Source organism: Pseudomonas sp. R5-89-07 (assembly GCF_003851685.1).
Lineage (GTDB): Bacteria > Pseudomonadota > Gammaproteobacteria > Pseudomonadales > Pseudomonadaceae > Aquipseudomonas.
This window is the reverse complement of sequence record NZ_CP027727.1, coordinates 3,975,088-3,997,417: the sequence shown is the minus strand read 5'-3', so window position 1 is coordinate 3,997,417 and position 22,330 is coordinate 3,975,088. Positions and strand designations below refer to the sequence as shown.

The following is a 22,330-nucleotide window of genomic DNA, read 5'->3' as shown; positions in this document are numbered from 1 at the left end:
GGAGCTGCCCCTATGATTACCGTTCACCATCTCAATAACTCGCGGTCCCAGCGCATCCTCTGGCTGCTTGAAGAACTGGGCCTGCCTTACGAGATCAAGCGTTACCAGCGCGACCCGAAAACCAACCTCGCGCCACCCGAGCTCAAGGCCATCCACCCCCTGGGCAAGTCGCCGGTGATCGAGGACGGCTCCCGCGTGCTGATCGAATCGGCCGCCATCATCGACTACCTGATCCGCCGCCACGGCAACGGCCAACTGCAACCCGACCCGGCCAGCGCCACCTACGACCAATACGTGCAGTGGCTGCATTTTGCCGAGGGTTCGGCCATGCTGCCGCTGATGCTCAACCTCTACGTCGGACGCCTGGGTGAGGCCGGCGCGCCGCTGCATCCACGGATTGAATCGGAGCTGGCCAACTACCTCGGCTACCTCAATGACGTACTCGGCAAAACCCCCTACCTGGTGGGTGATGAACTGAGCGGTGCGGATATCCAGATGAGCTTTATCGGCGAGATTGCCAAGGCCCAGGGCAAGCTGCTGGCGTATCCGAACCTGGCGGCCTGGGTAAGCAAACTCCAGCAACGACCGGCGTATCGCAAGGCGGTGGAGCAGGGCGGCGAGTATGCGTTCGCCAAATAAACCGGCGTAAAGCGCGGCTGAACCTTCGCGCCAGGCAGCGTTCACTTATCCAGTGGCGCTGTCTTCTGGTCGAAAGGAATCTGCATGCATCCGATCTCGTCAACCAACCCCGTAGAGCGCGAGCTCAGCGGGCGAGCCGTCATCACCGGGGTGCTGCTTGGCATCCTGCTGACCCCGTCCAATGTGTACGCCGGCTTGAAGATCGGCTGGTCGTTCAACATGTCGATCATCGCCTTGCTGATCGGCTATGCGATCTGGCAGGGCTTGGCCAAGCGCTCGGCGGCTGCATTGCCGTGGACGCTACACGAAAGCAATATCAACCAGACCGTCGCCTCGGCCGCCGCGTCGATCATTTCCGGCGGGCTGGTCGCGCCCATCCCGGCCTACACCTTGCTCACGGGCAACCAGCTGGAGGCGATCCCGATGATTGCCTGGGTGTTTTCGGTGAGCTTCCTCGGCATCTGGATCGCCTGGTACCTGCGGCCGTCATTGCTCAATGACAAGGCGCTGAAGTTTCCCGAAGGCATGGCCACCCTGGAGACCTTGCTGCATATCTACAACCAGGGGCGCGAAGCCGCGATACGCTTGAAAGTGCTGCTCAGCGCCGCCGTGCTGTCGGGGTTGGTCAAGTGGGTGGATACGTTCCTGTGGGCCTTCCCGCGCTGGTCGCCGAGCGCCCAGCTTGAGCGGCTGACGTTTACCGCAGACCCTTCGCTGCTGTTGCTGGGGTTTGGCGGCATCATCGGCATCCGCGTGGGCCTGACCTTGCTGCTCGGCGCGTTGCTGGCCTGGGGCGGGCTGGGGCCATGGTTGTTGGCCCAGGGGCTGGTGAGCATTCCGGCCGGTAGCAGCGGCCCGCAGTTCGCCGCGCTGGTGGAATGGCTGCTGTGGCCTGGGGTGAGCCTGATGGTGTGCTCCACCCTGGCATCCCTGGCAATTCGATTGTGGGCCTTGTATCGCTCCACCCAGGCTGACGGCGGCACCGCCTGGACGGTTCCCAAACCCGGTCCAGCCGCAGGCTTTGTCGTGGCGATCGGGTTGGTGGTGAGCCTGCAGGCGCTGTTGTTCGGCATCAACCTGTGGATGGCGCTGCTGACCATTCCCTTGGCGATCTGCCTGGCCGCCGTGGCGGCGCGGGTGGTGGGGGCCACCGGCATACCGCCGATTGGTGCGATTGGGCAACTGTCCCAGCTGAGTTTCGGCATCGCGGCGCCAGGGCAGGTGCCGATCAACCTGATGAGCGCCAACACGGCCGGCGGTTCGGCCGGGCAATGCACCGACCTGATGAACGACTTCAAGGTGGGCAAGGCGATTGGCGCCACGCCCCACAAGCAGGTGATCGCGCAGATCCTGGGGATCTTTATTGGCAGCATCGTCGGTGTGTTCGCCTACCTGGCGCTGATCCCGGACCCACAGACCATGCTGCTCACCGAAGAGTGGCCGGCGCCGGCCGTCGCCACCTGGAAGGCCGTGGCGCAAACCCTGACCCACGGGCTGGACTCACTGTCGCCGAGCATTCGCTGGGCCATCGGCATTGCAGCTGTGATCGGCGTAGTGCTGGGTGTGCTCGACAGCACATTGTCCGCCCATCGCAGCCGCTACCTGCCCAGCGCGGCCGCCCTGGGCTTGGCGTTTGTGTTGCCCGCCTCGGTGTCGCTGATGATGGCGCTGGGCGCCATGGTCACCTGGTTGGTCAGTTGTCGTTGGCCCAGTGTGACCGAGCGCTTTGCAATTACCGCCGCGGCGGGTTTGATTGCGGGGGAGAGCATTACCGGGGTTGGCGCGTCGTTGTGGCAGATGATCCATTAAAGGCATGAGAAACCCGCGCTACGAGTGCGGGCAAATGTCGAGATCAGACACGATGATGGCGCGCTCAGGCTACTTTGGCCGTGTCCAGCCCACTTAAGGTGGTGGGCATTGGTCGCCCGAGAACAACAAAAACAATGAATAGCCTCAACTGCAACGGTTCCAACGGTCAGCTGGCGCAAGGGTTCAAGCCGCGCCACGTCACCATGTTGTCCATCGCCGGCATCATTGGCGCGGGGTTATTTGTCGGTTCCGGCCACGCCATCGCGGCGGCGGGGCCGGCGGTGTTGTTGGCGTATCTGTGCTCCGGCCTGCTGGTGGTGCTGGTGATGCGCATGCTCGGCGAAATGGCCGTGGCACGTCCGGACACCGGTTCGTTTTCTACCTATGCCGACCAGGCCATTGGCCGCTGGGCAGGCTTCACCATCGGCTGGCTGTACTGGTGGTTCTGGGTGTTGGTGATTCCGATCGAGGCGCTGGCCGCCGGGCATGTGCTCAATCAGTGGTTTCCACAGATCGATGCCTGGTTGTTCGCGTTGCTGTCGATCATTGTGCTGGTGATCACCAACCTGTTCAGCGTTGCCAAATATGGCGAGTTCGAGTTCTGGTTCGCGATGGCCAAGGTCATCGCCATCGTCGGTTTCATTGGCCTGGGTTTCAGTGTGCTGATGGGCTGGATCCCTGATCGCGAAGCCAGTGGCTTGAGCCGGCTGATGCAGGAGCACGGCGGCTTTGCCCCCAATGGCCTGTCGGCGGTGGTGGGGGCGTTCATCACGATCATGTTCAGTTTCATCGGTACCGAGGCGGTGACGATTGCCGCCGCCGAATCGAACAACCCGGCACAGAACATCGCCAGGGCCACACGTTCGGTGATCTGGCGCATCGGCGTGTTCTACCTGTTGTCGATCTCGGTCGTCATCTCCGTGGTGCCGTGGAACGACCCGCTGCTGGCGTCCGTGGGCTCTTACCAGCGTGCGTTGGAGCTGATGAACATCCCCAACGCCAAGTTCATGGTCGACGTGGTGGTGCTGATCGCTGTCGCCAGTTGCATGAACTCTTCGATCTACATCTCGTCGCGCATGCTGTTCTCCCTGGGTAAACGCGGCGATGCGCCACGCGCCCTCAAAATCACTTCAGCGGCGGGCGTGCCCAGGGCCGCGGTGATTGCCAGCACCATCATCGGAGCCGGGGTGACGCTGTTGAGTTACTTCATGCCCGCGGGCCTGTTCCAGTTTCTGCTTGCCAGTTCAGGTGCCATCGCGTTGCTGGTATACCTGGTGATCGCCATCTCGCAACTGCGCATGCGGCGGTTGCTGATCAGGCAGAACGTCGAGCTGACGTTGCGCATGTGGCTGTTTCCCTGGCTGACCTATCTGGTGATCGCGTTCATCTGCGCGGCGCTGGCAGTGATGATGGTGACGCCGGAGCACCGCACCGAGGTGTCCTCGACGATTGGCTTGGCGTTGGTGATTTCCTTTATTGGCCTGGTTACCTCGCGTCAGCAAGGGCAGGCGGTCAAGACGGTGGCGTTGGAGCAGCCCTGACGCGGAGTGTCCCAAGGGGCATCCCCACGCAGAGCATGGGGACGATCAGACGTCCCAGCGTTTCAAATCCACCGGTCGTTCTCGGCGGTACGCTCGCCACCCTCATGCCCGGTGTTCAGGATGCCGCGCGGTTCGATCATCATCAGCTTGGCTTCGTCTTCGGCCGCGGTCCTGTGCTCGACTCCACGCGGCACTACGTACAGCTCGCCGGGAGCCACGTAGACAGGGCCGTCAGGCAGGTCGATGCGCAGCGTGCCTTCCAGCACCAGAAATGCCTCGTCGGTTTCCGGATGGGCATGCCAGATGAATTCACCCTGGATACGCACCACCTTGAACTGGTAGTCATTCATTTCGGCCACGACTCTGGGGCTCCATGGTTGGTCGATGAGCCCCGCTTTGTGCGCCAGGTTTACAGGTTGTTTTGACTGCGCCATGGTGAAACCTCTGATGAATAAGAGCCCTCAGACTACTCAAGCGGCAGGCCATCGCGCTTGTACGATCCTGCATACAAAGAAGGGCATAGCTGTTTGCAGCCAACCCACTCGCCCTTCGTCGCGACGACTTTGAACTCCCTCGCCAAAGGCTCACTCATAACTGACGAGGCACTGCACAAGGACGGAGGTGACCATGACCCAACCACACGCAGACACCCAGGGGGCGCTGTTCGAGACTGACTTGCCCGCACGCCTGGACCGCTTGCCCTGGGGTCGCTTCCACACCTTGCTGGTGTTTGCCCTGGGTATCACCTGGCTGCTCGACGGGCTGGAAGTGACCCTGGCCGGCTCGGTGTCCGGGGCGCTGAAAAGCAGCGCTGGCCTGAACCTGAGCAACTTCGACATTGGCCTCGCCGGTGGCGTCTATATCGCTGGCGCCGTGCTGGGTGCGCTGCTGTTCGGCTGGCTCACCGACCGCCTGGGGCGGCGCAAGCTGTTCTTCATCACCTTGTGGCTCTACGTGGGCGCCACCGCGGCCACGGCGTTTTCATTCAACCTGGAAACCTTTCTGCTGTTCCGCTTCCTGACCGGCATGGGCATTGGCGGCGAATACACGGCGATCAACTCGACCATCCAGGAATTCACCCCGGCGCGCTATCGCGGCTGGGTCGACCTGACCATCAACGGCACGTTCTGGCTGGGCGCCGCACTGGGTGCCGGTGGCGCCATCGTGTTGCTCGACCCGCACATCGTGGGCGGCGACATCGGCTGGCGCCTGTGCTTCGGCATCGGTGCCGCGCTGGGCCTGATTATTCTGGTGATGCGCCTGTGGTTACCGGAAAGCCCGCGCTGGTTGCTGATCCACGGGCGGCACGAAGAAGCGCGGCGCATTGTCGAGGGCATCGAAACGCGCCTGCGCGAACAAGGCCACGCACTGGCGCCGGCCAGCGGCCCAGCCCTGCGCCTACACGCGCGCGACCACACCCCGCTGGCGGAGATTTTCCACACGCTATTCGTCAGCTTTCGCCGTCGTGCCCTGGTCGGCATGACGCTGCTCACCGCCCAGGCATTCTTCTACAACGCCATCTTCTTCACCTACGCGCTGGTGCTCACTGACTTCTACGACGTGCCCGCCGAGCGCGTCGGCTGGTACGTCCTGCCGCTCGCCCTCGGCAACTTCTGCGGGCCGCTGCTGCTGGGGCGGTTGTTTGACGTGATTGGCCGGCGCGTCATGATCAGCTTCACCTATGCAATCTCTGGCGTGCTGCTGGCGCTCAGTGGCTATGCGTTCCAGCAAGGCTGGTTCGACGTGACCCAGCAAGCCATCGCGTGGATGGTGATTTTCTTCTTCGCCTCGGCAGCGGCGAGTTCGGCGTACCTGACCGTGGCGGAGACGTTTCCACTGGAAATACGTGCGCTGGCGATTGCAGTGTTCTATGCGTTCGGCACGGGGTTGGGCGGGATCATCGGGCCGACCTTGTTCGGGCAGTTGATACAGACGCAACAGCGCGGGAGCTTGTTCGTGGGGTATCTGATCGGGGCGGCGTTGATGTGCGCGGCGGCCTTGGTGCAGGCGGTCTGGGGCGTGGCGGCGGAGCGCAAGGCGTTGGAGCAGGTGGCGCGGCCGTTGTCGCAGGCGGCTGATTGACGGTGAGTGTCAGTGCCAGTCGCCGCAAAATGTGGAGCGGTGGAGCTCGCGAACGTATTGGACGGTAACCTTTGCGGCGCTTACCGCAGCAAAGGTGCAGGTGTCTGTAACGGGTCCCTGCGCGCCCAGTTAGCTTAAAGATTGAGTCGTTAGCGTCGATAACCTTCATGACCTCGCCAATCATAGACTGATTAAAATGACACTCTCCGTCAGCGCTGCCTGAGCGTGCTCGACAAGGCGGCCAACTGAACGATGCAAATGCCTAGCGCCTAACCGATCTGCTCAACCGCTCCCTGGGTCTTAAAGCGGCCGCTGTGGACTACCGCAACGCCGCGATAGACATGGTAAATGCCGGCTCAGCGGGGGCTGGCAGCCTCATGGAGCACTACAGCCTGGTCATTTAACTATCCAATTAGGAGCGGTTGTGGAAAGACATATTGCGAAAAATATCTCTAGTCTTCTGTCCTCTGCCGCAGGTGGAAATAGATACAAACTTGAGCGCTCTCACGCCCCGGGCAAGTTGAGCGAATTTCATCAGTGGGCCGATGAGAAGCCGTGTGAAGGCGCCTTCCTGTTCATAGATCAACTAGGCGTTGGGATATGGGTGTTACTTATCGATTGGCGAGAAGATGGAAATTTCTACGTCGTTATTTTCCCTCGGTCTAGATCGGGCCCTGTCGCGGAGATACATAGGGCCGAGGGTAAAGGGGACGAGATCACCTTAAGCTGGAGTTATTCTCCCAGGAAAAGAGACGATAAAAATGTCGAGCGAAAGCGCTACTTCATCGAATCTTTCCTGTCAGACGTCGTAAAAATTTCTGTCCCAGCAGAACCGAATGAGGTTGATGATTTTATCGGCGAACTCTTCGCTTTGGCTGATAGCAGACAAAAATCGGACGCTCTCGATCCAAATAAACCCCGCACACGTGACGGTTTCGCTGAAGGAAAGCTCAAGCAGAAGCTGCATTTCGTGAGAGAGCGGAATGGGGAGCTCGTTCGTCAAGCAAAGCGGTTAGCGTTGACCAAATATGGACGCTTGATATGCGAGTGCTGTGGTATGGACTTTCAGAAAATTTACGGAGAGGTGGGCGTTGGCTTTATTGAGGCACATCACACCAAACCTATCAGCTCGCTGCACAAGGACGGCGAAGAAACTCATCTTGAGGATTTAGCTCTGGTGTGTTCCAACTGTCATAGGATGTTGCACCGGCGCAGGCCATGGCTGGAAAGGCATGAGCTGAAGCAGTTGATGGATGAAAGCCATACGCTGCCGGCGTGATGCCGAGCTAAACGGCTAACTGCGTAAATATTTGTCTGTGACTGAGAAAAAGGGGCAGGTATTTACCCACTTTCGGCGCAAAGCAGCCCCTTTCTTTGCCAGCTGGTCTACCATGCCCGTCCCGGCAGTGGTCTATGCGCTACCGTTCATTTTTTAAAGGTACCGCCATGTCCATCGATCAAATCTCCCTGCCCAAAGGCGTCGGGCCCGTTGCCGCCAAACTCCTCGACGCCATCACCGGCGCGTCCACCCACGAAGAACTCAATCGCGCCGGCGGCAAGGCCGAGGGGTTTGTGTTGGGGCTGGAATCCACCAAGGCCATCAAAAGCCAGATCGCCGAGTCGCTGTATGTGGCCTACGACGATGCGGCGAGCAATCGTGCCAGTGAGTTGAAGGGCTGAAGGTAAGTCGGTCCTGATGCCGGGTGAGGGCGATCATGCGCTCGTAGCGCACAATCATAAATTGCGGGTTCATCCGATCCAGCCGTTCGCGGCCTACAGCGAGCGCTGTTGCGCCCAAGCTAGGCAGCGGGATCGCTCCTATTCAGGTCGGGGTCCAGTTGCCGAGCGTAGACCGCCAGCCGCAAATGCCGATCAGCGTCGATGGTCAACGACGTGTGCTCGAAGAGTACCACTTCGCCATCAACCAGCAGGCTGCAGGCATCACTTCCCGCTGCATGGACTTCCTGCTGTCGCCACCAGTGCTTGAACTCAGGCGAGACGTGCTCCAATTCGTCCACCAATGCGTGAATATCCGCTTGCAAAGTGGCGCGAGCAAAGTCGCGGCGGAAGCTCGACAGCATCTGCGGAGCCTGTGCGGCCCAGCCAACGAAACGCTCGCGCATCAACTGATCAGTGAACAATAGCCAAAGCAGATTGCGTCGCGGCAAAGGGTGGGCATCGAACCCAAACAGTTGATTGGCGGGGTCGTTGAAGGCCAGCACATCCCAGCGCAGGTTAAGTACGAAAGCCGGATGCGGGGCCAAGTCATCCATCAAGCGACGCACGAGTGGCGGCACCATGCACCACGTCTTGCCCGGCTCGACGGGTGGCCGCTCATGGGCCAGCAGGAACAAGTGACGTCGCTCGACCGCGTCGAGTTTCAGCACGCGTGCGAGTCTGTCCAGAAACGAAGCGGATACGCCAATGTCACGGCCTTGTTCCAGCCACGTGTACCAGGTTAGCCCCACCCCGGCGAGTGCAGCGACTTCCTCCCTGCGTAACCCCGGAGTCCGCCTACGCCCCCCGCCAGGTAACCCAACGTCATCAGGGGCCAGCCGTTCTCGACGGGCACGTAGAAAGGCAGCAAGGTCTTCGCGGGTTCGCTTCAGGGTCGGCACTGTTTAGTCCGGTGTTTTTAGTAATAGTATAAATGGTTAAATTGTAACTAGTTAAAGTTCAATTGAGAATCAGCGCTTCACTACGTCTGGAGCACACCCATGAGTTCTGGTTCTCGACTCACCACAACGGCTACGAGCACCTCGCTGATGCCTGCGTGGCTAGGTCTTTATGTCCTATTGTTGGCAGGCTTCGTCACTATCTTTGACCTGTTCGTGGTCAACGTCGCGATTCCCAGCATGCAAACCAGTCTGGATGCCAGCTTCGCCCAGATCGGCTATATCGTCGCAGGCTATGAGCTGGCCTTCGGGGTACTGTTGATTACCGGGGGGCGTCTGGGCGATCTGTTGGGACGACGGCGTTTATTCGTAGTCGGCATGGCTGGGTTCACAGTGGCATCTGGCTTGTGCGGGCTGGCGCCTACGGCCGGATTCCTCATTGCTGCTCGTGTCTTGCAAGGACTGGCGGCGGCGCTATTGTTCCCGCAAGTGTATGCCTCGATCCGCGTCAACTTCAGTGGCGAGGACAGCCGCCGGGCATTTGGCCTGCTAGGTATGACGCTTGGTTTGGCGGCTATAGCGGGACAGGTACTTGGAGGCTGGCTGGTGCATGCAAACCTGTTTGGATTGGGCTGGCGCACCATCTTCCTCGTCAATGTGCCAGTAGGGCTATTCGCGATGGTCGCCGCAAAGTTCATTCCTGAATCCCGTGCATCGCAACCGCCGGTGCTGGATTGGCGAGGTGTAGGGTTGGTCAGCAGCGCCCTGGCCTTGCTACTGGTGCCACTGATCGAAGGGCCTGGGCACGGTTGGCCTGCTTGGACATTGTGGTGTCTGGTTGCGGCGATGGTGCTATTCGCAGTTTTCTATCGCCACGAAGAGAGGCAGCGCCGTGCCGGACATCAGCCTTTGGTAGATATGCGCCTGCTGGCCCAGCGCCGTTTTGCCCTGGGTGCGGTGCTGGTGTTGCTGATCTACTCTACGTCCAGTTCCTTTTTCCTTTGCTTCGCACTACTGATGCAAACCGGTTTAGGCCTTGATCCGTTTATGGCGGGGAGCATCTTCGCTCCATGCAGCGTCGGCTTCGTCGTGGCTTCATTGGCAGCCCCGCGCCTGATCGCTCGCTGGGGGACGCCTGCTATCGCGATGGGGGCATTGGTTTATGCGAGCGCCCTGGGATTGCTGATTGCACACGTTAGCCTTGCAGATGCGGAGTTGATGCCGGTGCGTTTGATCGCCGTTTTGATCCTGGTGGGGATTGGACAAGGTTTCGTTATGACTCCGCTTCTGAATCTGGTGCTGGGCTTTGTAGAGGAGACTCAGGCGGGTATGGCCTCCGGTGTGATATCGACGCTACAACAAATCGGTGCTGCGCTGGGTGTTGCTGTAGTCGGGATCCTGTTCGCCACGGCGCTGGATGCCAGGGCTGACGGGTTACCCCTTGCCGGCCCGTACGCGGCGGCTTTCGTGGCGGGAATGCTATACAACCTGGTGGCAGCCGCTCTGTCGTTCATACTGCTTATGCTGTTGGCCAGAATGCCGTCATTCACCCGCTAAAGTCCGTAAATAACCAAGCACTCGTGATGAAGTCAAACTTCGTTTTAGGGAATCCAAGTGATGTCGCTCACCCACGCTATCGAGACTTATATTCTTGCCAAAGATGGCAACCGGCCGCATCTCATGTGTCGTGCATTCGCTGCTGATGCAGAACTTGTGATGAATGTTAAAACCGATGAAATATCCTTTCCATCAACAGTGAAAGGCCTGGATGGCATATCAGCCACTTTGGTCAGTCAGTTCGCGCAACGCTATGAAAATATCTATACGTTTTGCCTGGGGCCACCGCCGGGCAACGTTGCCACATTCCGTTGCGGTTGGCTCGTCTGTATGTCAGAAAAAGGTACCGGGGCGGTGCGGATAGGTTTCGGCGAGTATGAATGGGTTTGTCGAGATGACGCTGGGTTGATCTCGAAGCTCACAATAACGATTGAAGAAATGAAAACCCTGCCCAGTCAATTGGGTAATTCAATCTTTCAGTGGGCGAGCAGGCTGCCCTATCCATGGTGTTCGAACGATGTGCTGTTGCGAAGTACTCCGGACATACCAGCAGTCCAGGAAATTGTGAGGCTTCTTGGGCGATGCCGGTGAGAACCACTGACATTGACCCGCCCTGGCATGTCTACTGAACTCAGGGTCCTGGTTGCCGCCGCAGGTTATGCGGCGGACTTCAGGCGGCGTCAGTTAACGACCTTGCAAGGTTTGGTTGACGAGATGTAAGCCGCGCAGGTTTGAGGCACTTGGGCACGCAATGCCTCCCTCGCATTATTCTTGGCGGCTGTGCAGGCGGCATGATCGGTACCAGGCGCGGTTCCCGTCGCGCTGGCCCCTCGATTTGCAGGTGGGCATGGCATTGGAGCACTCGCTGCAACTGTTGCGGTGCCGATACTCTGACCGCGTGCCGCCGCTTCAGCTTTTGGTGTGTCGGCGGCGTAGGTACTGGTGGAGATTGCTCCGGCCAACACCCATGCAACTGCCATGATATTGATTGATTTCAGCATGTTCGATCCCTCGATTTTATTAAGTGACGGCTAATGTTTACGTTCCATACGTACTGCTGTTTACCTTATAGAGACTAGAGCGCGTAAAGCCACTCTGTGATATTTTTTATTTGTTCATCTTTTCAATTAGTTAATTTTAAAATCTGTTGGTTGACGTAAAAATGGCATTTTTGAGTGCCCACTTTCAAAGCCGGACAGAACTCATTGACCCACTGCAAGCAGGTGCCGGACATTCTGATCCATCTATCTCTCGGCTTACGCCACCTGCGCCTTGGTAGCCGGCTGGCGTGACTTGCGATAAGTCAGCAACACAATCCCCGTGACCACAATAACCCCGCCCGCCATCTGCCCGGCGCTGAGCATCTGGTCGAGCACGATCCAGCCCATCAACAAGGTTGCCAGCGGCTCGATGTTCATCACTGGCGCATTACGTGGCATATCCAGGCGCGGCACCGAAATGAACAGCACGATAAAACCGGTGCCATACAGCACCACCAGCGTGGCCAGTGCCAGCCAACCGGTGCTGGTTGCCGGCAGGTTCAAGCCATCGGCAAGCGCACCGGTCCAGCCCGCTATGTTGACGCTGCTGAACACGATGAAGATCGTCAGCAGGCTGCGCACAGAACCGCGTACCTGGGACAACTTGTGGTCGGTGATCCACAGCGCACAGGCGAATACGAACGCGGCGCAAAAGGCGAGGGTGACGCCGAGCAGCCATTGCGGGCCGAGGGTGGTGTGGGTGGCGAAGCGGCCGGGTACGTCCAGCACGAACACCAGGCCCACCAGAATCAGGCCCATCAGCAAGGCCGTGCGCGCAGTGGGGCGCGGGCCGCCGAGCGCCCAGGTCAGCAGCGCCAGCAGAATCGGGAAGACGTTGGCGACCAGCAGGGCCAGCGCCACCGGAACGCGCGCGACGGCGGAATAGAGGCAGAGGCTTTGGGTGGCGATCAGCAGGCCCAAAAGGACTTGCCAGCGCCATGCGCCTGGCGGGAGGCGCAGGCTTTGGCGTTGCCACAGGACCAAGATGGCGAGCACGAGCAGGGTGCCGCCTGAACGCATCAGGATGGCCAGCAGCACACCGGCGCCGTCGTCGAAGGCTACGCGCGCGGCGATGTGGTTGCCGGCGAAGGCACAGCCCATGCAGAGCAGGATGAGCACGGCGATATGGCGTGAGAAGGGTACGGCGGCAGGCGGAGTCATGGCGGGGCTCGGGCAGTTGGCGCCATCCTCGGGGGATGGGGATTATTTTTAGGTTGTCGTACAACTTGGTCGGGGATTTGTAACGTGTTTGGTTTGGAGGCGCAAGGTGATGCGTGAATATCGTGTGAAACACCGGCCCTTAGGGCGCAGGCACCCTAGAGCGGATCAAGCGACAATTCGCCGAGTCATCGTATGAGTTGCCGAGACCTTGGCCGCCACCATGGCCTCATGAAAAACCTGTTGCTTGAGCGTGTGATTCATTGATCGTCTGCAACGATACACAGGCTATCCCAAAGCCCCATCATTTGAGTCACTGCGGCATCCAGCGTGGCGTGTGGAGTGCCGTCGCGCGCCAGTGTCGACAAGCCCAGTAGAAAACTGTCGAAAGCGGTGGCGAGCGTTTGCGGTATCACTGTCGCAGGCAGTTCGCCCGCGGCAATGGCGCGTTCGATACAGGCAACCAAGCCTGCACGGTTCAAGCGCCTTGCCCGTACCAGAGGTTCGGAAATGGCTCTACTCTCGTCTGAGCAAGCGCTCATCAAGCCTAACGATACCAGGCACCCCTTAGGGTGGTCGGGCTCACATTGCATTTTCGCAGACCGGCGAAGGGTCAGTTCAATCGCCTCCCTGGGGGGCAGGGTTGTATCGAAGAGGCTGTCGGTGACCCGGCCATGGGTGGTCAGGTAGCGCTCCATGACCTCATTGAACAACGCCTGCTTCGAGCCAAAGGCGGCGTAGAAGCTAGGTGCGGTGATGCCTCCACCGATGTTGGCTTTGAGCTGGTTGAGGGAGGTCGCATCGTAGCCATGCTCCCAGAACAAATGCATTGCCTGAGTGATTGCTTCGTCACGGTCAAACCTGCGCGGGCGCCCCATCTGTGCCATATCGAGTCTCCAATTTTACTATTTAGATACTAATCGATACATAAGTCATTGACCACAGGCTTTGATCTCTTCTATATTTGTATCGATCAGTACATAAATGGCGTGAATCGAATGAATACAGATAACAAGCAGCGCGAAACGCTCCCTCTAGGGGCATTACTGGCACTGGCGATGACCGGTTTCATTTGCATAGCGACTGAGACATTGCCCGCCGGTTTGCTGCCTGAGATAGGCAGCGGCTTGGGCGTCTCGGCAGCGTTGGCGGGGCAGATGGTCACCGTTTATGCGTTGGGGTCGCTGTTGGCCGCCATTCCGCTGACTATTGCCACCCAAAGCTGGCGCCGCAGAACCGTATTGCTGCTGACGATTGTGGGCTTTCTGGTTTTCAATTCCGTCACTGCGTTGTCCTCCAGCTACGGGCTGACCTTGGTAGCGAGATTCTTCGCTGGGGTCTCTGCGGGCCTGGCCTGGAGCCTGATTGCGGGTTATGCGCGGCGTATGGTTGTTCCACAATTGCAGGGCCGGGCGCTGGCAGTTGCGATGGTGGGAGCGCCCATTGCATTGTCGCTGGGCGTGCCGTTGGGTACCTGGCTGGGTGGGCTCATGGGGTGGCGTATGGCGTTTGGCTTGATGTCTGCAATGACCCTGATGTTGATTGTGTGGGTATTGATCAAAGTGCCGGATTACCCTGGTCAGTCTTCCTCACAGCGCATGGCGTTGGGTGAGGTCTTTTCACGCCTGGCGTACGCTCGGTGCTCGGGGTTGTGTTCACTTGGATGCTGGCGCACAACATTCTTTATACCTATGTCGCTCCGTTCGTTTCCGAGTCAGGGTTGGCCAGTGACGTTGATTTGGTACTGCTGACATTCGGTGTCGCCGCGCTGGCGGGCATCTGGCTGACGGGACGGCTGGTTGACCGTCATCTGCGAAAGACGGTATTGGCGAGCCTCGCTACCTTCGCTGCGGTTTCGGTTTTCTTCGGCTCGTTCTCAGGCTCTGCCTGGGCCATCTACGTCGGAGTCTTCATCTGGGGCCTGACCTTCGGCGGTGCTGCTACGCTTCTGCAAACCGCCCTTGCCGACTCGGCAGGCAAGGGGGCTGACGTTGCGCTTTCGATGAATGTCGTCGTCTGGAACAGCGCCGTTGCAGGCGGGGGATTACTGGGGGGTGTTTTACTCGGTCAATGGGGGGTAAGTTCGTTTCCCTGGGTCTTGCTAATGTTGCTTTTGCTGAGTTTGGTCATTGCATCACGGGCCCGAGCGCATGGCTTTGCAACGGGTGAAAGGCAGGCCGGTCCAATGGTGGTCGGCCATTGAGTTAGAAAGTTAGGACGCTGGAAGGGCTGCCGTTCACCAGTAGCCTTGACACGTTGAACCCCGGTAACGATGCTTGCAGGGTAGGCGCTGCAGTTAATGGTTATGTTGTGGTTGTGTGCTTCTATCCAAGTCTCCAAGCTCCTTGCACGTTGATGCACTTGTTCACTCGACAACCAATTCCCTTGCTTCCCTCCTCAACGACTGCGGAGCGACGCCTAGCTTGCGGATAAATACTTCACGCAAATGACGCCTGTCGCGCAAGCCTGTTTCCCTTGCGATCACTTCCAGTGAATGACTGCCTCGCTCCACCATGTTCCTCGCGGTCTCGATGCGAAGTTGTTCAATGGCCTTGGCCGGGGACTGCCCGGTTTCTGCATAGAAGATGCGGCTGAACTGTCGCTCACTCAGATGCGCGACTTTGGCCAGGTTCTCGACGGTCAGTGCGCTGGAAAGATTCGAGCGCGCGTAATCAAGCGTGGCTTGTATGCGGTCCGACCTCGGCGCAATTTCGAGCATCTGCGAATGTTGCGACTGACCGCCTGAACGCCGGTGATACATGACCAGCACCCGCGCCACCTTGTTGGCAATGGCCTGGCCCAGATCGTTCTCGACGATACCCAGGGCCAGGTCCATCGCGGCGGAAAGCCCGGCTGATGTCCAGATCGATCCGTCGTTGACGAAAATATGATCCGGCTCTACCCGAGTATTTGGGAATTGGGCCTTGAGCAGCTTGGCATAGGCCCAATGAGTGGTGACTCGGCGGCCTTCCAGAAGTCCTGCCTGGGCCAGGACAAATGCGCCAGTGCACAGCCCCGCGGTGCGTCGCGCCCCACTGGCGGCGGCTTTGACGAACTTCAATTCATCATCCGGGGTTTTGCGAGTGGAGGGATTGACGATGCCGGAGACCATCCAGGTATCAGCCAGTGCTTCAGAGCTGGCCCGCTGTGTTTTCACCGTAGCGCCGACTGACGACCTGACCTCGCCGCCGCGTATGGAGTAATTGGTGATCTGATAGATTTCTTCCTTGGCCACCACGTTGGCGAACTCGAACACAGACTGTGTTCCCAGCGCCATCACCTGGAATCCATCCGTCAAGAAATAGCCGATCCGATGCATGTCTGTCTCCCCGCGTCATGTCCGAAAACACGACCATAAATGTCGTTTCAATTCCCGTCAACGCAATGCAATATTAATGGCAGTTCCAGCGCAAAAGAGCCGGTGGTGGTTGATGTTCAATCAGGCATCACGGCTGTACACCCTTACAACTAATATTCGTATTGGATTGAAGTTAATTTAATCTTTCTGGCTGTTTTTCTGGCCTGTAAGTAGAACTTTTCTTGCGCTTTTTATTGTCTGGGTTAATTCAATCCGGTTCCGCGTCAGTGCGGCAGTTAAGTATCTCTATATAACCGATGTCGATAAATGGGTCGGGCGCTTGTCGGCTCTGTTTAAGTCCAGGTTTCTAACGCAACACCTTCAGGAAGTGACGAGATGAATAAACAATTCCTTAGTTCCCAGGCCGCCACGCAATTCATAGACATCAACGGCAGGCGCCTCGCTTATCGCACGTTTGGCAGCGGCACGCCTCTGGTTCTGTGCGTAAGATTCCGGGGCACCATGGAGTCCTGGGACCCGCTCTTCCTGAATAACCTGGTCGAGCAGGGATTTCAGGTCACGATTTTTGATTACAGCGGCCTGGGGCAGTCAACCGGTGAACGGACTTACAGTCCTGCTTCGCTGGCTAAGGACGCCATTGAACTTATTACCGCCCTGAAGCTGGGAAAAGTCATTATCGGGGGTTGGTCACTTGGGGGCATTGCTGCGCAGATTGTGTTGGCACAAGCGCCGCAATTGATCAGCCATGTCGTGCTGCTGGCAACTACGCCACCTAGCCATCTGGTCAAACCAGGTGAGGCGCTGTTTTATGAAATGGCCCGACGCGAGAACGACTTTGAAGATTTCGCCAGGCTGTTCTTCGAGCCCGAATCCGCGTCTTCACGAGCCAGTGCCGAACGCTCATGGCAGCGCTTGAACATTGCCAGGGACGATGCCAGCCCCGAGGTGCCTTATGCGTGGGCTGGAGAACAACTCGGCGATGGCCCGAAGAATCCGATGTTCCCGGTAGACGCGGTGCTGCAAGTGTTGAAGTCCACCCGCATTCCAGTGCTGCACTTGGGTGGGGACCACGACATCGTCTTTCCGGTTGAAAACTGGTACAGCCTAAGCGACCAGCTTCCAACGTTGCATATGGTCACCTTCCCAAGCGCCGGTCATGGCCCGCACCTGCAGCACCCGAGTGCAGCCGCGCGGCACATCGCAGCGTTCGTCAGCACCAGCGTCGAGGAAGACCAATGAGCGATCTGATCGATCTGGCAATCGATGCCGCTGGCGGACTGGAGCGTTTCAAGGCGTTCCAGCGCGTTAGCGCAACCTTGGATCACAGCGGAGGCCTGTGGGCGCTCAAGCAGTGTGACGGTGTCCTCAGCCATTCGCGGGTCACCGTGCAGCTTCACCAGCAGCGAGTCTCCCATGGGCCATTCGCGCCAGGCAGCGATTATTCGGTGTACACACCGTCGCGTGTCGAGATTCGACACGAAGATGGCAGCCTGGCTGAATCGCTCGAAGCACCGCGTGCCTCCTTCGCCGGATTCGAGATGGAGACACCCTGGTCTCGCCCCCAACTGGCTTACTTCGCCGGCTACACCATGTGGACCTACCTGACTTCGCCGTTCCTGCTGCGGCATGCGGGTGTTCGCGCCGAAGAGATCGAACCCTGGTATGTCGACGGCTTGCCCTGGCGCCGACTGCGTGTCGAGTTCGCTCCCGAGATCGCCAGCCACAGTGCGCTGCAGACGTTCTATTTCGATAGCGATGGTTTGCTGCGCCGCCATGACTATGAGGTCGACATTCAAGGCCGCAATGCTGCTGCTCGTTACCTCAGTGATTACATCCAAGTACAAGGCATCCGCATGCCGACGCGCCTTCGCATCTATCCGCGCACAGCCGATAACCTCGCCCTTGCCGAGCCCCTCATTGTGGGCGTGGATCTTTCCGACTTCCGATTCGAATAACAGGTGACTCATGACAATTCGTACAACATACCGCGCCGTAGTGGCGACCGCCCCGGGGCAACTGGAACTGGTCGAGCGTCAGGTTCCCGCGCCGCAGCATGGGCAGGTGCGCATCCGGGTCGAGGCTTGTGGTGTCTGCCATTCCGACAGTGCAACGGTAGAAAATCTGACGGGATCCATCAGTTATCCCCGCGTGCCCGGTCATGAAGTCGTCGGGCGAATCGAGGCGATAGGTTCCGGTGTGGATGGCTGGGTGATAGGACAGCGTGTCGGGGTCGGCTTTCTTGGCGGCGAAGACGGCAGTTGTCCATCCTGCCGCCAGGGCGATGGGGTGAACTGCCACAATCCGGTGATCACCGGCATGAACGTTGACGGGGGTTATGCCGAAATCATGCTGGCCGAGGCCCGCGGTCTGGTGCAAATACCTGAAGAGCTGGATGCTGCCGAGGCCGCACCGTTACTCTGCGCAGGGCTCACCACTTTCAATGCGCTGCGCAATTCGAGTGCTCGAGCCGGCGACGTGGTGGCCATTCATGGGCTCGGGGGTTTGGGGCATCTGGGCGTGCAATTCGCCCGTAAAATGGGGTTCTACACCGTTGCGATCGCACGCGGCGCCGATAAGGCCGAGCAGGCGCTTGCCTTGGGGGCTCATCGGTACATCGACGCGACCGAAGAAAATGTTGCTGACGTGCTGCGTTCCCTGGGAGGCGCCAAAGTGGTACTGGGCACCGCGCCCACCGGGCAAGGAATGGCACAGACCGTTCCTGGCCTGACGCCTCGCGGCCAATTGATTGTGGTCGCGGTGCCCGGTGATCCGATCACCCTGAATGCAACCGACCTGATCTTCGGCGCTCGCTCTGTGGTGGGTGCCCTGACCGGCAGTGTGCATGACAACGAACAAACACTGGCATTCGCCAACCTGCAGAACATCCGCCCATTGATCGAAACCTTCACCCTGGATCAGGCCCAGCAGGCCTACGACCGGATGATGCGAGCCGATGTGCGTTTGCGTGCGGTTTTAGTCATGTCCCCGCAACCAGCCCAACGTGCCTGATTCTGGCCAGCTAAGGAGACCCACCATGAAAGCGGTAGCTTACGATCAGGCGGGATTGTCCATCGACGATCCGGCGTCTCTCTACGATATCGAACTGCCCGTGCCTCAGCCGGGACCGCATGACTTGCTGGTAAAGATCCAGGCCATTTCGGTGAACCCCGTCGACAGCAAGTTGCGCCTGAGCATGCCGACCCACGCGCCGCGTGTACTGGGCTGGGACGCCGTCGGCAAGGTGGAGGCGGTGGGTACTGACGTCAGCCTGTTCAAGGTCGGTGACGAGGTCTGGTATGCCGGCGACATTACGCGCGCAGGCAGTTATGCCGAGTATGGTCTGGTCGATGAGCGCATCGCCGGTCACCGCCCTTCATCCGTGCCTGCGGCGCACGCGGCAGCATTGCCCCTGACCAGCATCACCGCCTGGGAGTTGCTGTTCGATCGTCTGAAGATCGAGCAAGGTGCTGGCGAGGGGCAAAGCCTGTTGGTGGTCGGTGCTGGCGGTGGAGTGGGCTCGATTCTTGTTCAACTGGCGCGCCAACTCACAGCGCTGACCGTTATCGGTACCGCCTCGCGCCAGCAAACCAAGGAGTGGATCAGCGAACTGGGCGCGCATTTTGTCATTGATCACCGCGAGCCGCTTCAGCCTCAACTCCAGGCATTAGGCCTGAATGAGGTCGATCACGTGATCAGCCTGACCCATACCGATACCTACTACGAGCAGCTCATCGGTTTGCTCAAGCCCGAAGGCAATCTCGCGCTGATCGACGACCCGGCGTCGTTGGATGCGATGCCTCTCAAGCGCAAGTCGATCTCGCTTCATCTGGAGTTCATGTTCACGCGCTCGATGTTCCGGACCCAAGCAATGCTCAAGCAACACCAGTTGCTCAATCGAGTGGCTGAGCTGATCGATAGCGGGATGTTGAAAACGACGCTGGGCGAAAACTTCGGAACCATCAATGCCGAAAACCTGCGACGCGCCCATGGCCTGATCGAAAGCGGCAAATCCAAGGGCAAGATCGTCCTGGAAGGCTTCTGACCCTTTACACAAGAGACTGAACAATGACTCATTTCAACGCGATTCCAGCGGACCAGGCCAGCGGCGCAACCGCCGAGGTCTACACGAGCATCAAGCAGGCGCTGGGCAGGGTTCCTAACGCTTATGCCACACTGGCAACCCTCGCGCCGCAGGCGCTGAAGGCGATGCTGGCAGCCGACAGGGTGCTGGCGAGCGGACCACTCAGCAAGCCCGATCAGGAGACCGTCAAACTGGTGATCAGTGAGCTGTCGGGCTGTGACTACTGCGTTGCCGCCCATAGCATGGTCGGCAAGATGGTAGGACTGTCCGCCAACGCCATGCGCCAACTACGTGCCGGCCAGTCCACAGGAGATACCAAACGAGATGCGCTGGTTGCCTTCACACGCAGCCTGGCTCTTAATCCCGGGGCCGTCGCGCCAGCGCAGGTGCAGTCATTTCAAGAGGCGGGATACAGTGGTGAGGAGATCGTCCACATTGCCTTGGCAATCTCTGTGATCACCTTTACCAACGTGTTCAATCGCATCAACGAGACGGTCGTCGATTTTCCCGAGCCCACGTGAGAGGTCCCGCCAGGCCATCGAAAGGCACATCGCCGAGTGGTTCGTCGTCCGAGCCACCTTAAATACGGCAGCTGCAGACATGCAGTCTCCAATCTGGGGCGCCCCTTCAACGGCGCCCATCGGATCTCTTCACATCGAGGCACGCGCAGGGGCGCGCGAAAACAGCGTTGAAAATGCGCTGACCGTACCTGTTCAACAAAGGGGAGAGCTACTCGGTGCTGCTCGACAGTGAATTGTCGGAGCCGGTAGAGACCATCGCCGTGCGTTCCAGGGCGGGCAAGGTGTTGGCCTCGGCCGATTGTCATCGACGGGTCGTCAAGCGCCGGGGTTGAGAGGCGAGTCGAAACGGCTGGTCGACAGCAACGGATCTTTTTCTGGTTTTATTGCGAACTCGATGAAACCTGCTCAGTAATCAGCTGAGCCAATATCCGCACCGGTTCCGTGAAGCTTTGTCGAACTCGATGGACGAGCCCAATGTCCCGGTGAAAGGTGTGCTGCCCCAGATCAAGAACCCGGACACCGGCTGGCCACTCTTCATGGGTCGCTGTCTGCGGCACTAAAGCGACACCCACCCCGTTTTCAACCAGCTTGATAATCGCTTCCAGCTCATCCAGTTCGCACACTTCACGCAGGGTGAAATGCATGTGCCGCAGGAATCGGTCGACCTGCCTGCCTCCGAAGGATGATCGGTCGTATCGAATGAACGGTTGGCTGGAAAGCAGCGCTGACCAATCCTCTCCAGGCATGTCCCGCGGGATAATCAGACGGTAGGGTTCTAGCGCCAACGTCGTCCAACGCAGATCGCTTTGCAGCGAAAACGGCGGGCGAATGATCGCCGCCATATCGATCTCTCCCGCATCCACCATGTTGACCAGCTCCATGGAAAGCCCCGGGATCACACGGGTCCGGCACTGCGGGCATTGTTGATGAAACTTGGCTAGCGCGTCAGGTAAAAAGGATCGCTGAACGGAAGCGATAGCTCCGATATTCACCAGGACGCTGGCTGGAAGTCCGACTGTGGTGGAACCCAGGCTGTCGTAGAGCCTGAGCAGCTCCTGCGCTTGCAGGAGTATCTGGTGGCCCATTCTATTGAGGCTGGCCGAGCGGCCTTTTCTGTCGAATATCTCGAAGCCGAGTTCGGCCTCCAGGCGCTGAATCTGAGCGCTCACCGCCGCCTGGGTAAGGCCGATCTTGTTCCCCGCCGCTGCGAAGGTGCCTTCCCGCGCTACGGCGACAAGTGTCTTGAGTTCTTTGATCATTCACAAATAATAATTGTGTTTCTAAGAAAATTATATTGATTTTTTTGCTGGAAAACCCGGACTACGATGGACCCATTCCCGGCAACTGGTGCTGCACGAATGCCAATGTCGTGAAACGCATGACCTGGACGTCATGCGATACCAGGGTGAGCGATATGACGCCACCCCACGCCCACCACAACAATAAAGTCTTTGGAGTCCTGATGAGCCTCTCACCTTTCCATCTCGCAATCCCTGTTTATGACCTCGCCGCCGCACGCACTTTTTACGGAAAAGTGTTTGGGCTGGAGGAGGGACGTTCCAGCAACCAGTGGGTCGATTTTGACTTTTACGGCCATCAACTGGTCATTCACGAACACCCCAAAACCGCGTCTCAGGAAAGTGTTCACAGCAACCCGGTCGATGGGCATGACGTACCTGTCCCGCACTTCGGCATCATTCTCGGTTGGGCAGAATGGGAAGCGCTGGCGGAACGCCTGAAGTCATTTGGCACCGAGTTTGTGATCGAACCCTACATACGCTTCAAAGGCCAGGTCGGCGAACAAGCCACGATGTTCCTGTTTGACCCATGCGGCAACGCACTCGAATTCAAGGCGTTCAAGGATATGAGCCAGCTCTTTGCCAAGTAACCGCAGTACTCATGGCACAACCGCGTTGTGCCATTTGATCTCAAGTGAGCTGGAAGCTCATGACTCTAGCAACTGCCAAT

General features: G+C 58.8%; 20 protein-coding genes and 2 pseudogenes. 16 read left to right on the top strand and 6 right to left on the bottom strand.

Annotation, left to right across the window (positions count from 1 at the left end):
- Nucleotides 1–12 precede the first annotated feature (12 nt).
- The 3 genes from C4J94_RS18290 (at nt 13) to C4J94_RS18280 (ending at nt 3,989) form a co-directional block, all read left to right on the top strand.
- The gene (locus C4J94_RS18290) at nt 13–639 is read left to right on the top strand and encodes a glutathione S-transferase family protein (protein WP_124387450.1); all 627 of its coding nucleotides are present in this window, start codon (nt 13–15) and stop codon (nt 637–639) included.
- Nucleotides 640–723: 84 nt separating this feature from the next.
- A complete protein-coding gene (locus tag C4J94_RS18285; RefSeq protein ID WP_124387449.1) occupies nt 724–2,448 on the top strand; it encodes an OPT family oligopeptide transporter in 1,725 nt (574 codons plus the stop codon).
- 134 nt (nt 2,449–2,582) lie between these two features.
- Nucleotides 2,583–3,989, top strand: coding sequence for an amino acid permease (locus tag C4J94_RS18280; protein ID WP_124387448.1), 1,407 nt, complete (start codon nt 2,583–2,585; stop codon nt 3,987–3,989).
- 62 nt (nt 3,990–4,051) lie between these two features.
- On the opposite strand, the gene C4J94_RS18275 is transcribed toward C4J94_RS18280, so the two are convergent.
- Nucleotides 4,052–4,423, bottom strand: coding sequence for a cupin domain-containing protein (locus tag C4J94_RS18275; RefSeq protein ID WP_124387447.1), 372 nt, complete (start codon nt 4,421–4,423; stop codon nt 4,052–4,054).
- Between the two features lie 193 nt (nt 4,424–4,616).
- Here C4J94_RS18275 and C4J94_RS18270 point away from each other — a divergent pair, with 193 nt between their 5' ends.
- The 3 genes from C4J94_RS18270 (at nt 4,617) to C4J94_RS18260 (ending at nt 7,751) form a co-directional block, all read left to right on the top strand.
- Nucleotides 4,617–6,071 (top strand): MFS transporter, encoded by a 1,455-nt coding sequence (locus C4J94_RS18270; protein WP_124387446.1) that lies wholly within the window; start codon nt 4,617–4,619, stop codon nt 6,069–6,071.
- A gap of 424 nt (nt 6,072–6,495) precedes the next feature.
- Entirely contained in the window at nt 6,496–7,350 is an 855-nt protein-coding gene (locus C4J94_RS18265) for an HNH endonuclease (RefSeq protein WP_256657555.1), read from the top strand.
- A 167-nt stretch (nt 7,351–7,517) separates the two neighbouring features.
- On the top strand, nt 7,518–7,751 hold the full coding sequence (locus C4J94_RS18260) for a hypothetical protein (protein ID WP_124387445.1): 234 nt from the start codon (nt 7,518–7,520) through the stop codon (nt 7,749–7,751).
- 119 nt (nt 7,752–7,870) lie between these two features.
- Here C4J94_RS18260 and C4J94_RS18255 read toward each other — a convergent pair whose 3' ends face one another.
- Nucleotides 7,871–8,689, bottom strand: a complete 819-nt coding sequence (locus C4J94_RS18255) for a helix-turn-helix transcriptional regulator (protein WP_124387444.1) — start codon at nt 8,687–8,689, stop codon at nt 7,871–7,873.
- 99 nt (nt 8,690–8,788) lie between these two features.
- Between C4J94_RS18255 and C4J94_RS18250 the strand changes: the two genes are divergently transcribed.
- Entirely contained in the window at nt 8,789–10,243 is a 1,455-nt protein-coding gene (locus C4J94_RS18250; protein WP_124387443.1) for an MFS transporter, read from the top strand.
- 60 nt (nt 10,244–10,303) lie between these two features.
- Nucleotides 10,304–10,834, top strand: a complete 531-nt coding sequence (locus C4J94_RS18245; RefSeq protein ID WP_124387442.1) for a hypothetical protein — start codon at nt 10,304–10,306, stop codon at nt 10,832–10,834.
- 665 nt (nt 10,835–11,499) lie between these two features.
- Here the strand turns inward: C4J94_RS18245 and C4J94_RS18240 are convergent.
- The gene (locus C4J94_RS18240; RefSeq protein WP_124387441.1) at nt 11,500–12,444 is read right to left on the bottom strand and encodes a DMT family transporter; all 945 of its coding nucleotides are present in this window, start codon (nt 12,442–12,444) and stop codon (nt 11,500–11,502) included.
- 257 nt (nt 12,445–12,701) lie between these two features.
- Nucleotides 12,702–13,328 (bottom strand): TetR/AcrR family transcriptional regulator, encoded by a 627-nt coding sequence (locus C4J94_RS18235; protein WP_124387440.1) that lies wholly within the window; start codon nt 13,326–13,328, stop codon nt 12,702–12,704.
- 111 nt (nt 13,329–13,439) lie between these two features.
- On the opposite strand from C4J94_RS18235, the pseudogene C4J94_RS18230 reads away from it, so the two are divergent.
- Nucleotides 13,440–14,644, top strand: a pseudogene (locus C4J94_RS18230) (MFS transporter).
- Nucleotides 14,645–14,806: 162 nt separating this feature from the next.
- Here C4J94_RS18230 and C4J94_RS18225 read toward each other — a convergent pair.
- Entirely contained in the window at nt 14,807–15,760 is a 954-nt protein-coding gene (locus tag C4J94_RS18225) for a GlxA family transcriptional regulator (RefSeq protein WP_124387439.1), read from the bottom strand.
- Nucleotides 15,761–16,135: 375 nt separating this feature from the next.
- On the opposite strand from C4J94_RS18225, the gene C4J94_RS18220 reads away from it, so the two are divergent.
- The 6 genes and pseudogenes from C4J94_RS18220 to C4J94_RS18195 form a co-directional block, all read left to right on the top strand.
- Complete coding sequence (locus tag C4J94_RS18220) at nt 16,136–16,999, top strand: alpha/beta fold hydrolase (protein ID WP_124387438.1); 864 nt, start codon at nt 16,136–16,138, stop codon at nt 16,997–16,999.
- Nucleotides 16,996–17,715 (top strand): hypothetical protein, encoded by a 720-nt coding sequence (locus tag C4J94_RS18215; protein ID WP_124387437.1) that lies wholly within the window; start codon nt 16,996–16,998, stop codon nt 17,713–17,715. Before C4J94_RS18220 ends, C4J94_RS18215 begins: the two co-directional genes overlap by 4 nt.
- A 10-nt stretch (nt 17,716–17,725) precedes the next feature.
- The gene (locus C4J94_RS18210; RefSeq protein WP_124387436.1) at nt 17,726–18,769 is read left to right on the top strand and encodes an alcohol dehydrogenase catalytic domain-containing protein; all 1,044 of its coding nucleotides are present in this window, start codon (nt 17,726–17,728) and stop codon (nt 18,767–18,769) included.
- 25 nt (nt 18,770–18,794) lie between these two features.
- Complete coding sequence (locus tag C4J94_RS18205; protein WP_124387435.1) at nt 18,795–19,802, top strand: zinc-binding alcohol dehydrogenase family protein; 1,008 nt, start codon at nt 18,795–18,797, stop codon at nt 19,800–19,802.
- Between the two features lie 23 nt (nt 19,803–19,825).
- Nucleotides 19,826–20,362 (top strand): carboxymuconolactone decarboxylase family protein, encoded by a 537-nt coding sequence (locus C4J94_RS18200; protein WP_124387434.1) that lies wholly within the window; start codon nt 19,826–19,828, stop codon nt 20,360–20,362.
- Between the two features lie 185 nt (nt 20,363–20,547).
- A pseudogene (locus C4J94_RS18195) lies at nt 20,548–20,694 on the top strand (transcriptional regulator); the annotation flags it as partial.
- A gap of 48 nt (nt 20,695–20,742) precedes the next feature.
- On the opposite strand, the gene C4J94_RS18190 reads toward C4J94_RS18195, so the two are convergent.
- The gene (locus C4J94_RS18190; RefSeq protein WP_124387433.1) at nt 20,743–21,621 is read right to left on the bottom strand and encodes a LysR substrate-binding domain-containing protein; all 879 of its coding nucleotides are present in this window, start codon (nt 21,619–21,621) and stop codon (nt 20,743–20,745) included.
- Between the two features lie 203 nt (nt 21,622–21,824).
- On the opposite strand from C4J94_RS18190, the gene C4J94_RS18185 reads away from it, so the two are divergent.
- Nucleotides 21,825–22,250, top strand: a complete 426-nt coding sequence (locus tag C4J94_RS18185) for a VOC family protein (RefSeq protein ID WP_124389013.1) — start codon at nt 21,825–21,827, stop codon at nt 22,248–22,250.
- Nucleotides 22,251–22,330 lie beyond the last annotated feature (80 nt).

Excerpts from the sequence above, each read along its gene's own strand:
- C4J94_RS18290 (WP_124387450.1), top strand. The coding sequence starts at position 13 with ATGATTACCGTTCACCATCTCAATAACTCGCGGTCCCAGCGCATCCTC.
- C4J94_RS18250 (WP_124387443.1), top strand. The coding sequence starts at position 8,789 with ATGAGTTCTGGTTCTCGACTCACCACAACGGCTACGAGCACCTCGCTG.
- C4J94_RS18205 (WP_124387435.1), top strand. The coding sequence starts at position 18,795 with ATGAAAGCGGTAGCTTACGATCAGGCGGGATTGTCCATCGACGATCCG.
- C4J94_RS18285 (WP_124387449.1), top strand. The coding sequence starts at position 724 with ATGCATCCGATCTCGTCAACCAACCCCGTAGAGCGCGAGCTCAGCGGG.
- C4J94_RS18235 (WP_124387440.1), bottom strand. The coding sequence starts at position 13,328 with ATGGCACAGATGGGGCGCCCGCGCAGGTTTGACCGTGACGAAGCAATC.
- C4J94_RS18220 (WP_124387438.1), top strand. The coding sequence starts at position 16,136 with ATGAATAAACAATTCCTTAGTTCCCAGGCCGCCACGCAATTCATAGAC.
- C4J94_RS18185 (WP_124389013.1), top strand. The coding sequence starts at position 21,825 with ATGAGCCTCTCACCTTTCCATCTCGCAATCCCTGTTTATGACCTCGCC.
- C4J94_RS18210 (WP_124387436.1), top strand. The coding sequence starts at position 17,726 with ATGACAATTCGTACAACATACCGCGCCGTAGTGGCGACCGCCCCGGGG.
- C4J94_RS18225 (WP_124387439.1), bottom strand. The coding sequence starts at position 15,760 with ATGCATCGGATCGGCTATTTCTTGACGGATGGATTCCAGGTGATGGCG.
- C4J94_RS18190 (WP_124387433.1), bottom strand. The coding sequence starts at position 21,621 with ATGATCAAAGAACTCAAGACACTTGTCGCCGTAGCGCGGGAAGGCACC.
- C4J94_RS18260 (WP_124387445.1), top strand. The coding sequence starts at position 7,518 with ATGTCCATCGATCAAATCTCCCTGCCCAAAGGCGTCGGGCCCGTTGCC.
- C4J94_RS18240 (WP_124387441.1), bottom strand. The coding sequence starts at position 12,444 with ATGACTCCGCCTGCCGCCGTACCCTTCTCACGCCATATCGCCGTGCTC.
- C4J94_RS18275 (WP_124387447.1), bottom strand. The coding sequence starts at position 4,423 with ATGGCGCAGTCAAAACAACCTGTAAACCTGGCGCACAAAGCGGGGCTC.
- C4J94_RS18280 (WP_124387448.1), top strand. The coding sequence starts at position 2,583 with ATGAATAGCCTCAACTGCAACGGTTCCAACGGTCAGCTGGCGCAAGGG.
- C4J94_RS18215 (WP_124387437.1), top strand. The coding sequence starts at position 16,996 with ATGAGCGATCTGATCGATCTGGCAATCGATGCCGCTGGCGGACTGGAG.
- C4J94_RS18200 (WP_124387434.1), top strand. The coding sequence starts at position 19,826 with ATGACTCATTTCAACGCGATTCCAGCGGACCAGGCCAGCGGCGCAACC.
- C4J94_RS18270 (WP_124387446.1), top strand. The coding sequence starts at position 4,617 with ATGACCCAACCACACGCAGACACCCAGGGGGCGCTGTTCGAGACTGAC.
- C4J94_RS18245 (WP_124387442.1), top strand. The coding sequence starts at position 10,304 with ATGTCGCTCACCCACGCTATCGAGACTTATATTCTTGCCAAAGATGGC.